Raw genomic sequence first — 14,392 nt, forward strand, 5'->3', positions numbered from 1 at the left:
CGGGTGCTGGCGTTCACCGAGACATGAAGATCTTGAAGCGGGGCGAGAATGCCTTGGCAGAGAAACGTCACATCGGGTTTCTCGTGCTCCTGGAGCTCAGGCGCATCAGCACAGCGCTCGAACGCTTCACGATCGGAACGCCGTAGGGTCCTTCCGGCCTCTTTCGCGCCGGGATGTATCACACGTTGCCCAGCGTGAGAGTCAGTTTTGTTTTCACCTTTTCCCGTACAATCCTCATGGGGTCAGGGGCGTTCTGTGTTCCCACCGCTTCCCGATGAACTCAAGCCGTCTCGCCCGGTCATCATCGTCTCACGGGTGAGGTGTCCGAGCTGTGACGGCACGGACCACACGACCGACCGCAGTCTCGACCAGGGCGACGGCAGCCGGATTCAGTGGAAGACGTGCCGGGATTGTCGCGCGAAATTCTTCCTCGTCATCGAGTGATTTCCAAGATTTGGAAGGGGGCCAGCGCTCCCTCCGTAACATCGGCTCAGGAGATCTGAAATGGACCAAAACTTTCAGCAGTTCGCACCCGCCGACGACATGCAGTTTCTGAGCATGGGGGGATTGTGCGGCATGCTCGGGCTTCTGCCCGCGCAGATCTGCGTCGTCATGCAGGAAACCGGGATCAAGTTCGCGATGGTGCTCAACACCGTCGGTTACTTCACCGTGAAGGACGCCGAGACCATCGCCAATCGGTGCTCCTCGCTGAAGAAGGAACTCGCGGACGCCGCGGCCAAGTTTGAGGCGGCAACGCAGAACTGATGCTCAGGCTCAAAGCAAAACTTGACCTTCGGGCAGCCGGACACCGGAACGGGAAACCGCGCCGGTTCAGCATCCTCGCCTACAACGGCGGGAAGATGCTGGTTGAGGGTTTTGAGTTGCCTGTCGTGCTCGACCTGGCGGGACTAGAGGCCCCTGGTAGTTTCCCGATCCTGCTCGACCATCAGGCGACGACGGAGACGACGCTTGGCTCCGTGGACAAGATTCAGAACGACGGGAAGTGCCTCGCTCTCGCGGGGCTCGTGACTGGCGTTTCGACTCAGGTCCAGAACGTGCTCGCTGCTGCTGATGCCGGCCAGCAATGGCAGGCCAGCGTGGGCGTGCACTGCAGTGATTGCTTCGACGTGCCGGCGGGGCAGGTCGTGAAGATCAACGGCCGCGACCACCGCGGTCCCTTCACGCACGTCCGCCGAGGATTGCTTTACGAGACTTCCGTTTTGCCGGCAGGGGCCGACTCGACAACGAAAGTCAATCTCGCGGCCCGTCGGGCTGCAAAAGTCCTGAGGGGAAGTGTCATGCCTGATTTTGAAACCTGGGTCCGTGAGAACTTCGGCACGGAAGTGGCGTCGCTGACTCCCGAGATCATCATGCTGTTGCAGGAGCGATACGACGCACTCGCGAACAGCACGTCGACCGGCGAAGTTGCCGAAGTGCCTGAGACCGTCGCGGCCGGCGCGGCCTTCGGCGTCCGTGCCAGTGCTGCTGCGGAGTCCCGGCGGATTGCGGCGTGCCAGCGGATTGCGGCCCGCCATCCGAACATTCTGGCGACCGCCATCGAGCGGGGCTGGAGCGCGGAAACGACGGAACTGCATGTTCTTCGTGCCGGCGCTCGAAACGCGGCTCCGGACAACTCCCGTCGATACGGGACGCCAATGGAAGCTGATCGAAACGTCCTCTCCGCGTCCCTGCTGCTGCGGTGCTCCGGCGGCGAGAAGGTGGCGCTCAAGGCCTACGGCGAACGGGTCGTCGAAGCTGCCCGCCGGCAGCGTGTGACTAATCTGGTCGACCTGGCGAAAGAGTCGCTTCGGGCGGCCGGGCACGACCCGGATGCACACGGCAGCCGCGACCAGATGTTGCGGGCTTCGTTCTCGACGACCTCGCTGCCCAACATCCTCGCCGATACCGTCGGCCGGTCGCTGGTGTCGGCCTACGAGGAGACGACCAGCGATTGGCGGTCGTTCTGCTACGTCGCGTCCGCCGAAGATTTCCGGCAGCAGCTGGGAATTCGCCCGGCGGCAATCGGCAACCTGGAGCAGCTGGCTCCGGGCGGCTCCATCACGCACGGCGTCATCAAGGAAGAGGCGACGTACGCATGGAGGGTGAAAACCTTCGCGAAGATGCTGAAGGTGACCCGCGAAGATGTCATCAACGACGACCTCGGGTTCATCGACCAGCTCTCGCCGATGCTGGGAACGTCTGCTGGCCGGTCGCTGCTCGACCTGATCTGGGAAACCATCATGGCGGGCGAGGCCAACAACTTCTTCTCCGTCGGCAACGCCAACCTGCTGTCGTCCAATTCCATCCTGGGAGTCGCCTCCCTGCAAACCGCCATCGGCATGATGCGGGCGCAGATGGACAGTCAGGGGCACAACCTGAACATCCAGCCGACGGCGCTGGCCGTTCCGCCCCTTGAGGAATTCCGGGCCCGCGGCCTGCTGAATTCGGCGCTGCTGGTGGGCAGTACCACGGACGACGAACTGCAGCCGTCGGGGAACCCGGTCTACAACGTCGTGCCAACGCTCGTGGTTGAACCGCGTCTGTCGAACACGAAGTTCACCGGCAACTCAACGGCGGACTGGTATCTCTTCGGACCGCCCAACGCCCGGGCCGTCACGGTCGGGTTCCTGCAGGGGAATCAGACTCCGACGATCGAGATGGAGAACGCCCCGTTCGATCAGCTGGGGACTCAGATGCGGGTCGTGTTCGACTACGGCTGCTCGCTGTCCGATCCGAAGGCGGCCTTCAAGGCGAACGCGGCGTAAGGAGCGATGACATGGCACTGACGGTAGTCACGACGCCCGGCGACAATGGGGCGCTGAACATCGAGTTCAGCGGAACCCCTGTCGTCGGCGACAACCTCCTCCGGGAATCGCCCGGGGAAGGGAAGTTGCTCCGGGCGTATGCCTTCGAGCTGTACGGCGCGGGGACGAACAATGCCCTGTACTTCAAGACAGGCGAGACGCCGCACTTCGGCGGTCCTGGCGCGTCCCTGACGTTCAACGTCGCCGGCCCTGCGGGTGGTGTCGTGAAACCCCTGAATCAGAACAGCTGGTTCTCGGGTGGAAGCGACGAGCCATTGGCCCTCGTGGCGAGTACGACGCAGCCGCTGTTCGGGTCCGTGCAATTGAAGACGATCAACGCGAACGGACTGCCGTCCTGACCCGTCAGAAAAACCCTTCCGGAACGAATTCCGGGAGGGTTTCCGGACCGGGGGTCCTCCCGGAGCAATCTGCAGCCATGACGTATCACACGTTAGGCGTTCATCCGGAATTTGTTTCTTTCCCCCTCGATCTAACGGGGTCAGGGGGGAGTTGCGGTCCACCGGGGCCGCAACACTGGGCCCGCCGCAGCGGATTGGTTGTGCCATACCTGGACGCTGCGGCGGGTTTTTTCGTAATGCGGCTTGTTGTCGCAGGCAGCCGCGCCGGTATTCGTACGCCAGCCGGCGCGGTTTCAAACAGGAGAACTGAACGATGCCGGACCTGATTCAACTGGGAATCTCTGGCGACTCAACGGAACTGCGTGAGGCGCTCGCGGAGTCGCGGCAGGATCTCCAGGAGACGGAATCGGCTTTTGGGGCGTTCAGCAACGCCATCATGGGTTCCATGAGGCTGGCGAGTGACGCTGCAATCGGTTCCCTGCAGGCCATCGGAAGCGCCTTCCACGAGATTGCCGTCGGCGCTCTCCACGAACTCGGATCAATGGCCCTGCACGGGGTGATCGACTTCGGGTCCGCGGTCATCGACACCGCCCGGGACGTGGTGACGAGTCTCGAGCGGATGCAAAGAGCGATCAGCCTGGCGGCAGTGGTCGTTCCGCAGCTCAAGCTCATCTCACTCGGCCTGACGGTCGTGACGGCGTCCACGGTCGCTTACGCCAACGCAAACGACGAGCTGACGGAATCGCTCTGGAAGTCCATCCTTCCAACTGAACAAAGCTCGAAGGCGTGGGTGGAGTATGGCGAGGCCAGCGGGAAAGCATCTCTCGCGCTCGCGGACCTTGGCGGGAAGCTGGCCGACGTGAGCGTTGCGTTTGTGACGCAGGCCGCGAAGGTCAGTGGCCTCACAGCCGTGATGAATGTTCTCGATGAAACGCTCGCCCAAGACGTGAAGTCGTGGGCCAAGTGGATCACGGAGGGGACAGAGACATTCCAGAACTTCACCGATACGGCATTCGATTTCGTTGCCGGCGGGGAAGCGGCTTCGGCGTCTCTGCGGGAGATGGCGGCGGAATCTGAAAAGCTCATTGCAAAACAACAGGAGCAGGCGAAGTGGTTCGGGCAACTCGGCCAAATACAGCGGGAGGCGGCCGCGCATGGTGAGCGTGCCGCCGAGCTGCAGCGCATTGCCTCGCTCGGAACAGTGGAAGCAGTGGAGGCCGAGGTTCGGGCGCTGAAGGAGAAGGCGTCAGCAGCAGTCTTCGCCGGGCAGGCAACTGCAGAATCCCTGCGGTTGACCGCTGACCTGTTCACCGCCCTGGAAAACCAGAAGGTCAGCATCGCTGCTGGCGACCAGAAGAGCGCCTTGCAGTTTGAGTTGGACACCACCAAGGCGATCAACGCGGCCCGTGAGGAGCAACTTCGCCTGGGGCAGTCGGCCGCGGATCACATTGCCCGCATCAAAGACCAAATCGAATTGATGACCGGCGAGGCCACGAAGGGCGACATCGCTCTCCGGGAAATGCTCCGTGGCGGCTACACGATGGAGCAGGCGGAGGAAGTTCGCCGGCTGACGGATCAGCTGAACGAACTACGGGAAACGGCCCAGGTGAAGCCGGACAAAGCGGGCGGCGTCACGAAAAGCGAACCGTCGCCCATGAAGGCGGCCATGTTCGGTTCGAGCGAGTCCGCGTCCATCATGCTCCGGGGTGTCACCGGAGGGGCTGGCGGGAAATCTGACAAGGTTCAGGAAATGCAGCTGGACGTCCTACAGCAACTGCTCGTTGCGACGAAGGGCAAGAATCCAATGATGCTCAAGCCGCTCAACCTGTGACGGCCGTCCCGTTGACGCCCCCGGCGGCGTGAGGCATCATGGTCGGTGCAAGAAGTCCCTTCGCAAGAGGGGCAAGATGAACGCAAAAACCTCAGATGAAAACCCAGAACCCCGGTTCGGGGGCATCGCGTCCTGCGCAGGGAAACCGCGCAGGCGGTGGCTTCATCTCCACCGTTGCAACGCGGCGTGCGTCCGAATCGGGGTTCCGTTTTGCGCGGACGAAAATGGAAACAATTGTTTCCATTTCGACGCGGGCGGAATCCCGAGGCCGGGGTTCGCAGCTCGAAAGTAGTCGAGCCATGATTTCTGATGCGGTGAAGAGTTCACGTGGGTCGGCATCCCGCCAGACCTTTTCTGACCCCCGCCGGCCGGGCCGGCAGTCTCGCAGGAAGGCCCCTGACGTTGCGTCTGTGGAGTTGTGGGTTCCGACCCGCCTCGACGCCACGATTCCGCTCACGGACGCCCTGTGGCTCAAGCAGGCGTTCCCAACCGCGAAGGAACTGGAAGCCTTCACGTCGACGGTGCTCGTGATGGCTGTGGCGGAAGTCCGGAAAGGGGGTGACGCCAATGGGTAAGCACTCTCAGTACACCGGCTCGCGTGGAGGCAGTACAGGTTCCGGCGGCAGCGGTGGGCCGGGAGGTCGGAATGTCGGCCGGAATCGTCGCGAGATGGAACGGAAGGCGTTCAAACCCGTTCCGTCGTCGAAGCTCACCGATTGGGACGTGAAGGCGTTCAACGCCAGCCGCGTCACCGAGCGGACCAACGTCGAGGAACTGGACTGGCCCGTCGAGCCGGAGGAAGGGTTCGCGGCCATCTTCGACGCCCTGGAGGGTCGCCGATGACGAGGACGCCCGTGGTCATCAGGACGCCCCCGATTCCAGACCGGGCCCGCACCATCATCCACCTCGATCGCAGGATGGCGGAAGCGGTGCGGCAGTGTCGCGGCGTCGATTGGGATTGGGTGTTCAACGAAGCCGTCCGGCAGAAGCTCAAGATGCTCGAGCAGAAGCCGGCCGCGAAGTGACCTGGCAACGGTTGCCGGTTCGCCTTCGCGCGCACGCGCGAGGAGGAAGAACGCTTACCACGGTAAGCGTTTTGCCGAACAACGTTCGCCTTCGCGTGCGCGAAGTGAGACATCTGCAAATTTGCAGATGACGCCGGCAGGTCGGTTAGCGACGCCCTGCCGGTTCCTGCCCCGGGCTGGCGAAAGCTGGCTCGGGGCTTTACTTTTCTGATTACCGGAAAGGGCAGACCGCAATGGGCCAACTATGGACGAACGTTCTCTGTACATCTTGCGGAGATCGGCACGATTTCTTCCTCAATGATCACCGGCTTACCCCCGACCAAACGAGACTCTCGTTTACGTGTCCAAGAACGAAGAACAGGGCCGAATGGACACCCGGCGAGTATACGTGGCAGCAAATGGACGCGCGCCGCCCGCCTGGCTCGGTTGTCGTCACTATCATTGACTGACCCTACCTGACCCCGACACATCAAATTGGTGCGAAAACCCTTAGAAACTCGCGATCAAAAATGAAATGATTGCGGGTCAGTCGCCGGCCGCTAGAATGCCGTGGAATGCTGGGTTTTTGCAGGTTTTTGCCTATCCAGTTCCCCGCCTTCTGAATCATTTAGTCGAGGTTCAAATCCTCGCGGGGCAATTTCAGCAGGCAGGCTGATTCTGCAGGCAGGCTGGTGCCAGATGGCGTGCGTCAGTCCCCAGGAACTTCTCCAGACTCCGTCGGACGGAGCGGATGGCATTGCCCCTTCGAGGCATGCCGCACCAATTCCCGGACAGGCTTTCCGGGGCGGCGTTCTTGATTTCGGGGCGATGGAATGGTTGCTGACGCGGATCGCGTCCTGTCGTCTTCAGCGAGATGATGCCCTGTCAGAATGAATGGACTGTCTGGGCGTGGGCCGGCGGGCGACTGAGTCTGGCGGGAACGAAGCCCAACTCGTTCACACAGCCATCCAGGCGCGCTCACTGGCAACAGGTGCACTCACTGGGCGACGTGCCCTCAGCGCTCCGCGCACTCAAGTACAAAATGACCGGTGGGAGCAGGAGCTGACGGGCGGGCTAAAACCTATCGCTCAACCACAACCCACCGGTCATTGGCAATGATAGCAGATTCAGGCGGAAATCCATTTCTCTGCGAGGCTTTTGCTGTGTGCGGCTCGCAATGGCGAGGTGAAGCCGGCTCGAACGTTCATTCAAGGTCCCCTTTGCGGGCGAGTTCCGGCCGTTTGGGGAGCAGGGGCAACGCTGTGTCCCAATCGTGAGAACCGGTCGTCCGGGGCGGGAGAAGCCGAACCGCGACGCCAGTCGCGTGGTCCCCTTTCGGGTCCGGAGCAAAGGACCCGGGAACGCGGACGACCGCACGATCGCTCAGGCAGGACGCGCTTTCCCGTTCTTCCCGTGAAAATGTCCGCCCCCGGTTGCGGCTGCCGGATTCAGGCATTACGGTCCAAATCGGCCGAAGGTGTAGCTCAGTCGGTAGAGCAACGGACTTTTAATCCGTAGGTCGTGGGTTCAAGTCCCACCGCCTTCATTTCTCCCCCACCTTGCGAATCCCTAGTCGGATTGCTGAAAGGTGGGATTTTCTTTTGGGTTACGACGACTTGTCGACGGACGAGGGATTTCTCCGGGCTGCAAGCATCTGCAAATTGCTGCACCGGATTGTCACCTGACCACTGTCGTTTCCACTGTAATGGGACCATGTCCGGCAGCGTGGCAATCGCTTCGGACTCCTGACCGGGAAACAAATGTCCGTAGGTGTCCATTGTCAGGGTGATCGTCGAGTGCCGCATGATCGTCTGGACCACCTTCGGGTGATTGCCGGCCTTCGCCAGCCACGCCCCGCAGGTATGCCGAAGGGCATGGAAATCCAAAGTCTCTCCCTCGTGGTTTTCGACCGCCAGGAAATCGGACTCGTCACGACCGCCACTGCCGTCAGCCTCTGACAGCCACGCCTTCCTTGTGGCCTCCAAATCGCGTCGGAGCATCGTCGCCATGTCCCACTTCGCTGGGAGCTGGAACACCGGCTGGCCCTTCCTCCGCATCCCCGCGATGTGCCTGATCGACGCCGCAAGGTCGGGCTTGAGGTACTGCCGACCTTCGGTCCGATTCTTGGTCGAACCGGCCTTGCAGGTCACGTACGGGGTAGGGGAGTCGAGAAATAGTCGGCCCGGTGTCAGGCTTCGCAGTTCCGACGATCGTAGGCCGGTCTGGATGGCAGTGGCGTAGAGGGCGACACGCTCCTCTGCCGGCATCCCAAACCGTTCGACGTTGTCCGTCGCTGTGTGCTGGCTGAGATAGTCCCATTCTTCGGGCAGGAGCATTCGACGCTCGTGGCGGCGGTCAGTTTCTGCACTCGGCTTGGACACACGGGCGAGAGGATTGCGGTCGAGCTTGCCTTCTTCGGTGAGCCACTTCGTGAACGACTTGATGGCAGTCAGGTAGCCGCGGATTGTCCCCGCCGCGATTCCTTGATCCTTCAGCTTCGCGGCGTAGGTCTCCACTGCCTCCGATGTGATGTTCGCTGCCGTGAGAAACCGTCCGCCGTCGACGATGGCACGTATCTGCCGCATGGTGTCCGAGATGTGGACCTCGGATCGTCCCGCAGCCTTCAGCCGATTCTCGAACGCGTGGATGTGCTCACCAATCGGCCGACGTGACTCGGTCATCACCTGTTCGGCAGCGACATCGATAATCCCCTCGCGACGGAGGGCGGCATCCGCTTCGAGCTTGCGGCCGACACGTTCGGCTGTCGCCTTATCGGTTGTTTTCGAGGACGCGTTCCGGCGTTTCCCGGTGTGGTCGGTGTACTCAATCTGCCAGTGGCCGGCCTTGTTCGACTTCCCGCCACGCTTGAAGACAGAGGCCATGTCAGAGAATTCCTAAGCCGGAACGAGTCGTGTTCTCAGCGACGAACTTCCTGACCTCATCGGGGAGGAATCGGACCGACCGCTGAATGTGGACGGCCGACAGTTTGCCGGACGACCTCAGGTAGTCAACAGTTCGCAGGGACACAGCCAGGGCCTCGGCTACGTCCTCACGCGTCAAAAGTGCTTCCATGCTTCCTTCCATGAAACGAAAAGGCCCTGGCAGAACGAAGCCCGCCAGGGCCGTGAAGTAGTCGTAGCACGCTTCAAACGTCGTCGAACCGCACCGCCACACCGATCGCGCCCAGCGCCGGAATCAACGCCCGACATAGGGGCGAGATGTCCGCCTGCGCCCCAATGGTCAGGTCGTCAGGGTCATCAACTTCGCCGAAGTCGATTTGGGTCGAGAGTCGGGTCGTGACCAGAGCCGCAATCAGATGATCTGCCAATGCACCCGGAAACATCCGGCCGACAGCCTCTGCAATTTCTTGGCCTGTCTTGTACGCGTGTCGGAACTCCACAGAAGTGGTGTCCATTATCGACCCGTGTCCGCCTTCGGCTCGACGCGTGGGGCGTACAACTTCCGCTTCGTTGGATCACCGGGCTGCAAGCCCATTGCCACGTAAGCCTTCGTCCAGGCCTTCCGGCGATCGGATGACATGCTGGAAATTGCTGTCCCGTGAGTAGAGACAGGAACCGGACAACATGCAGCGACGGCACGCCAGTCCTTACCGAACTGTCGGAGGATGCACAGACCGATTTCGATGTCGGTGGCGGTGCCAGGTAGGCCGAAGTCCGAAAGCATCGCGGCACGTGGACTGCCACGGAACATGAGCGGAAGGCAGCAGTCTTTGAAGCAGCCCAGCACAAACGCGGAGTGATCGGCCAGCGATTGTTCCATCTTCGCCAACTGCGACTCGGCGTCTTTCAGCTTGGCAACGTGCTCGATGGCCTTGCTGTCATCCCGATTCAGCTTCGCGAAGTCGCTCCGAAGCTGTTCCAGGTTGACGGTCGAGTAGAGACCCTTGAGTGCCGGAGTCGCTTCGGCCTGGATTGATGCTCGGGGGTAGCCGACGTGAGTGAGCGAGTAAGCGAACCGATCGGCGGAAGCCCTCAGTTGGGCCAGTCGCCCGGCCTCGTCGGGCTGTGTCGCCTCGCTGCACTTTTCGAGCATCGCAGCGAGAATCTGATCGTTCGACGGTGGTGCCGTATCCCGCAGGTTCTTCACTTCGCGATGAAGGCGAGGAATCGCGGTCGTGAGTCTTTCCAGTTCGACAACGTATTCCGCGGTCTCGACGATCCGTTTCGGATCAAGAACGCCGTCGTAGCCAGATGCAGTGTACGCTCCCCGGAGCGGATCAAGGTGTGTCATTGGTTCCTTTAAGAGTGGTTCATCCCGACGATCCTTCGCCGGGTTCTTGGTTGGTCGTAGCACCCGCCCGCACGGGCCTGGCTTCGTAGCCGTCAATGGCACAGGCGTGTCAGGTCACGCCACAACTGCCTCAACGTAGAACTTGAATGGGTCGCCCCTACGGCCTTTCCCGATCCGCCGCACGTCGTGCTCTCCACTCGCCGCCCATTCGTTCAGCGTGTTGCGGAGAAGCGTCTTCCTGAAGCTCATGTTCAACGCCAGAAGATGCTCGTCTGTCACTGCGTTGGACTTACCACGCGGAAGAGACTCGACGAGCTTCGCGCAAATGCTGGTTGCTTTCGTTCCGGTGTTCTGAGCCAGCACCTTCAGACCGTCAGGCGTGTCCATCAGCTTGAAACTGTGCGGAGCCATCCCCCGAATCGACACGACGAAGTCGATGCGATTGATGTCGACTGGAGACCTCTTCAGCGTCAGTTCGCCGTCACAACTCGCCAGAATCGCAGTCGATCCGGCGTAAGCTCCTGACCCCTTCGCCGAATGGTGCGAGAGCAGAATCGTCCAACCGGACTTTCGTGTCAGTTCCCTGATCGGTCGAAGTATTCCGGCCATGATCCCGGGATCGTTCTCAGCACCTGCGCCGGCACCGCGTAAGAACGCGTTTCGCATAGTGTCGACCACGAGCACACCAGGCTGATGTGTCCCGAGATGGGACTCTGCAACTGAGATACATTGAGCCAGGAAGCTCGACGTGACCGTGCTGTTGAGCGTGTCAGGATGCACGTCGAAGAAGTATTCATCGAACGCATCCTGAATCCCCGGAAACCAGCTCTTCTGTGCCTGATCGAGGAAGAAGTCTTCCCCGGCACAATCGGCGTTGAGCCAGATGAACGGAGTCCGGGCAGTCGTTTTCCGGTCTAGGAATGGCTGTTGTGCAGTAACGCTCGTCGCGAGGGCCGCGAAGAGTGTGCTCTTTCCCGACTGCGGTAGTCCTGGAACCAGGAGTAGGCTCGACGGGGGGATGATCCCCTCGACGATGTAAGATCGGAGACGACGCTGTTCGGCCACTCTTCTGAACTCGGCTCCTCTCCGAAGTACCTTATTCATGTCGATCGTGACGGCGTTGTCAGCCACGTCGACGGTCTTTCTCTGGGTTCAAGAATCCTCCATCGCTGTAAGTTTCAGTCGTGACAAGGCAACCTGAGAGTGTCCCCCCAAAAACGTCAGTTTTGGGGAACACGATGCCCGATAGATTCTTCCATTCCTCCATTCTCTAGGCCGGAGGAAATGAATTGGCGGCATTTCGGTAGTCAGACGGACGCGACCGAAGCACTCTCGGGGAGACGCATCTTCCAGCGCCCGACCTCGCCGTCCCGCACGGCCTGGACGCCGACTAAGGCGCGGGCCGACTTCAGCACACCTCGCCGGAACCCGCGTGTCATCGCCATCTCTTCGACGACTACGGACGGGAGCGGACCGTCAGCAAGGACTTCCCGCAGAAACGCTTCAGCCTTCTCCGTCTGCGTTGCCGGCGAGAGTTCGGTCGTCTGCTCTTGCTGGCCGTACAGACCGAAGACGACGCCTCCGTGCCTGTCCGGTTCGTTCAGCATGACGATCTTTCGGGCGATGATCGCCCTGCTGGCAAGTCGGGTGAACTTGGCGTCTGAGACGCCCGTAAACAGGGCCAGCCGTCGTCGACTTGTGATCCCCTGAGTAACGCCCTCGACGAGGCGGGCGATGTAGAACTGATCTTCCTCAAGCTGTGCCAACGAAACCCTCTGAATGGACACACGGCGTCTGCAGCCGCGAGATGGTGACGACCGCCGGAACAACCTGGCGGCCAAACGCAGAGTGCGACATGGTCGGTCGCAGTAGTGCTTCCACTGAGCGGGAAGCCGTAGAGTCTTTCGCCGGCAGGACTGAGTCTCGCAGGCTTGCACCGACCATAGTTCAAGAGGGCGGTATTGCGCAAGCAACTTGTTGACGGATTTTGCCCAACTCTCGGCGTAACCTCTTATCCAGTCTGTGGCAAAGAATTTTTGTGAGGCGTCAAAATAGTTGGCGTCAGGCTGAGGCGGGCGGCAGTTATTCGGTGTGCCAGGGCCTATTCCCGGGATAAAAAACGCCGGCTACTGCGGTCTTCCCCGGTCGACTTCAGGCTTTCCAGGAACGTCCGGATCGGGCCAGGTGCCGGGTGAAACCCTTGGGGAAGACCGCTGGCGATGAGCGGACGACCGGGATTTGGTGATCCTTTGGGATGGCACGGACGTTCAGGCGGTCATGCAGTGGACAAGAACCGTCACCGACTCGGACGTGGTCGAGAGCGTTCGACGTTACGAGCGAAACCGTCGCAAGCTGGCCGCGTTCCTGGTCCTTGTTGGCGTCATTTCCACATCCGCGGGAGCCGCTGCTGTCGTTTGGATTGAGCGAGAGTGGCAGTCCACGGCGGACGCTCTGAAAGGTGCTCCCGACGCCAGCATCTCAACTGCCGTCGATGGCACCACTTTCTACGTCGGGGTGCGTACTGGATGGCTGTGCGGTCTACTGTTCACCTGTGGCGTGCTTGCCGTAGCGCATGGCATTGGGATTGTTGCCTGGCGTGATCGCCAAAATCGGCTGCTGCTGGAGTGCTGGGATAGACACACCATCACGGAGTGACTGCGATGCCGGTCGATCGGTTACGCTGAGCGGCGTCAATCAGCAGCCAGGGCACCCGATGAATCTCGACAGCCAATCGCACCAGCTTCTCCGGGCTTACCAGCGGCGACGGCTATTCGGCGTTCGATCTGGCGACATGGTGCGGGTCATCGGCCTTCGGTGGCTCATAATGCTGCTCATCGGGTTGGCGATCTACTGGATGGCAGTCCCGACAATGCCAGCGATCGGCCACACCACCATCGGTGCACTTTTGGGGCGATTCGCGGGAGACCTTGCCTACTTCCGGTCTTCGCGTCGAATCTGGCCGACAATCGAACAGATCACTGACTGGCAGAAAATCGACGAACTGGTTGGGCCGTACCCGGCGTCTCGTGAATGAGTGGTCGGGTGCCTCGTGGGACCGGAGAATACCTTCCCCGCCCCGTCGCACGGCGTTAGAACTCGTCTGTCGAGTGCGCGCCGCGGTTCGACCTGAGTTGGTGACGGAATCTGCGTCGAGCTGATGAATGACATTCTGATTTTGCAACAACGTCTTCGTCTTGTTGCCATTTGCTGTTCCGTGCTGTCGACAGTCTTGGCGGTCGCGAGTGGAATGGGCCTGCCCTTCGTGGCGATCGGCATGCTTTGGACGTTCTACATGCTCACGGTGTGGCACAGGCATCGCCAGGTGGTGTAGCGGACCCTGCTGTGTCCTCGACGCCCGACGCCTTCTTCGACGAAGACTTCTCGGGCTTCGGCTCAGCCTTCTGACGTGGCTCGGGAGGCTTGACCGGATAGGTCTTTCCGTCCTTGCCCTTTCGAGACTGTGGAGCGGCTGAGGTGGGGACGGTCCCCACCTGACGCCTCTGTTCGGAAACAAGGTCGTTACGACCACCTGTCGACGCATGTGGTCGGACGTGTGCTCTTGAGGCTGCAGGGAACGCAGGCAGTGCGTACGATCTAGGTCGTCTGAGTGGGCCAGCACGGTCAACTGCCTGGCAGGAATCTTGATGGCGACCTGGATGCGGCGTCGGGAATTTGCGGTGGCACTGATGGCGTTCGTCGCCTTTGGCCTGTTGCTCACGATTTTCGTATCGATCATCAACCGCTCGCCGTACTCAGGTCGGGATTTCACCCTGCGGGAGTTGGCCGGCTCATATTCGTACGACGATGACCGCAGCGGTCAGTATCATGGCCTCCGTAACGACCGAGTGGTCCTGAAGCTGAATACTGACGGAAGTTACGAGGCCGAAGGGGACTTGTCCTTTCAAGTCACCGACAGCATCCGGCAGCATGTGCTCTGTGGGGCCAGCAAGGGCACGTGGAGAGTGCGTCCTCCGCGACGAAACGACATCAGCGAGGAAGCGCTGGTCGTGCTGGAGTCGTCATTAGCAGAGAAATGCAGTATCGGCCCATTCTTCATCTTGGAGCGTGACAACGGTCTGTTTTTGGTTAGCTGGAATGACGGCTTCGCTGACGTGGTCTTGGCTCGGCATGTCGAATGATTCG

Annotated in this window: 15 protein-coding genes, 1 tRNA gene and 1 pseudogene; 11 read left to right on the plus strand and 6 right to left on the minus strand. The window is 61.0% G+C overall.

Going from position 1 to position 14,392, the window contains the following annotated elements:
* Positions 1-504 precede the first annotated feature (504 nt).
* The 8 genes from Pan44_RS13710 (at position 505) to Pan44_RS13740 (ending at position 7,544) form a co-directional block, all read left to right on the plus strand.
* Complete coding sequence (locus Pan44_RS13710; RefSeq protein ID WP_145030603.1) at positions 505-765, plus strand: hypothetical protein; 261 nt, start codon at positions 505-507, stop codon at positions 763-765.
* A complete protein-coding gene (locus tag Pan44_RS13715) occupies positions 765-2,765 on the plus strand; it encodes a phage major capsid protein (RefSeq protein ID WP_145030604.1) in 2,001 nt (666 codons plus the stop codon). Before Pan44_RS13710 ends, Pan44_RS13715 begins: the two co-directional genes overlap by 1 nt.
* Before the next feature lie 11 nt (positions 2,766-2,776).
* Positions 2,777-3,163 (plus strand): hypothetical protein, encoded by a 387-nt coding sequence (locus tag Pan44_RS13720; RefSeq protein ID WP_145030605.1) that lies wholly within the window; start codon positions 2,777-2,779, stop codon positions 3,161-3,163.
* 313 nt (positions 3,164-3,476) lie between these two features.
* The gene (locus Pan44_RS13725) at positions 3,477-4,994 is read left to right on the plus strand and encodes a hypothetical protein (RefSeq protein WP_145030606.1); all 1,518 of its coding nucleotides are present in this window, start codon (positions 3,477-3,479) and stop codon (positions 4,992-4,994) included.
* A gap of 410 nt (positions 4,995-5,404) precedes the next feature.
* Positions 5,405-5,569 carry a hypothetical protein gene (locus Pan44_RS27410; protein ID WP_197453309.1) on the plus strand — a complete coding sequence of 55 codons (165 nt, stop codon included), beginning with the start codon at positions 5,405-5,407 and terminating at the stop codon, positions 5,567-5,569.
* On the plus strand, positions 5,562-5,837 hold the full coding sequence (locus Pan44_RS13730; protein WP_145030607.1) for a hypothetical protein: 276 nt from the start codon (positions 5,562-5,564) through the stop codon (positions 5,835-5,837). The genes Pan44_RS27410 and Pan44_RS13730 overlap by 8 nt, the downstream gene beginning before the upstream one ends.
* On the plus strand, positions 5,834-6,019 hold the full coding sequence (locus tag Pan44_RS13735; RefSeq protein WP_145030608.1) for a hypothetical protein: 186 nt from the start codon (positions 5,834-5,836) through the stop codon (positions 6,017-6,019). Before Pan44_RS13730 ends, Pan44_RS13735 begins: the two co-directional genes overlap by 4 nt.
* Positions 6,020-7,471: 1,452 nt before the next feature.
* Positions 7,472-7,544 (plus strand) — tRNA-Lys (locus Pan44_RS13740).
* Positions 7,545-7,767: 223 nt separating this feature from the next.
* Here the strand turns inward: Pan44_RS13740 and Pan44_RS28275 are convergent.
* From Pan44_RS28275 to Pan44_RS13775, 6 genes and pseudogenes are all read right to left on the minus strand, one after another.
* A pseudogene (locus Pan44_RS28275) lies at positions 7,768-8,880 on the minus strand (tyrosine-type recombinase/integrase); the annotation flags it as partial.
* 1 nt (position 8,881) lies between these two features.
* On the minus strand, positions 8,882-9,082 hold the full coding sequence (locus Pan44_RS28280; protein ID WP_145030609.1) for a helix-turn-helix domain-containing protein: 201 nt from the start codon (positions 9,080-9,082) through the stop codon (positions 8,882-8,884).
* A gap of 61 nt (positions 9,083-9,143) precedes the next feature.
* Positions 9,144-9,413, minus strand: a complete 270-nt coding sequence (locus Pan44_RS13760; protein WP_145030610.1) for a hypothetical protein — start codon at positions 9,411-9,413, stop codon at positions 9,144-9,146.
* Positions 9,413-10,249: a hypothetical protein gene (locus tag Pan44_RS13765; RefSeq protein WP_145030611.1), complete on the minus strand. Its 837-nt coding sequence runs from the start codon at positions 10,247-10,249 to the stop codon at positions 9,413-9,415. Before Pan44_RS13765 ends, Pan44_RS13760 begins: the two co-directional genes overlap by 1 nt.
* A gap of 114 nt (positions 10,250-10,363) precedes the next feature.
* Positions 10,364-11,380, minus strand: coding sequence for an AAA family ATPase (locus Pan44_RS13770; protein ID WP_145030612.1), 1,017 nt, complete (start codon positions 11,378-11,380; stop codon positions 10,364-10,366).
* Between the two features lie 176 nt (positions 11,381-11,556).
* Positions 11,557-12,015: a hypothetical protein gene (locus tag Pan44_RS13775; RefSeq protein WP_145030613.1), complete on the minus strand. Its 459-nt coding sequence runs from the start codon at positions 12,013-12,015 to the stop codon at positions 11,557-11,559.
* Positions 12,016-12,487: 472 nt separating this feature from the next.
* On the opposite strand from Pan44_RS13775, the gene Pan44_RS13780 reads away from it, so the two are divergent.
* From Pan44_RS13780 to Pan44_RS13790, 3 genes are all read left to right on the plus strand, one after another.
* Entirely contained in the window at positions 12,488-12,904 is a 417-nt protein-coding gene (locus tag Pan44_RS13780; protein ID WP_197453311.1) for a hypothetical protein, read from the plus strand.
* A gap of 58 nt (positions 12,905-12,962) precedes the next feature.
* Positions 12,963-13,283 (plus strand): hypothetical protein, encoded by a 321-nt coding sequence (locus Pan44_RS13785; RefSeq protein WP_145030615.1) that lies wholly within the window; start codon positions 12,963-12,965, stop codon positions 13,281-13,283.
* A gap of 610 nt (positions 13,284-13,893) precedes the next feature.
* The gene (locus Pan44_RS13790; protein ID WP_145030616.1) at positions 13,894-14,388 is read left to right on the plus strand and encodes a hypothetical protein; all 495 of its coding nucleotides are present in this window, start codon (positions 13,894-13,896) and stop codon (positions 14,386-14,388) included.
* Positions 14,389-14,392 lie beyond the last annotated feature (4 nt).

Origin of the sequence: Caulifigura coniformis (assembly GCF_007745175.1) — a bacterium.
GTDB lineage: Bacteria > Planctomycetota > Planctomycetia > Planctomycetales > Planctomycetaceae > Caulifigura > Caulifigura coniformis.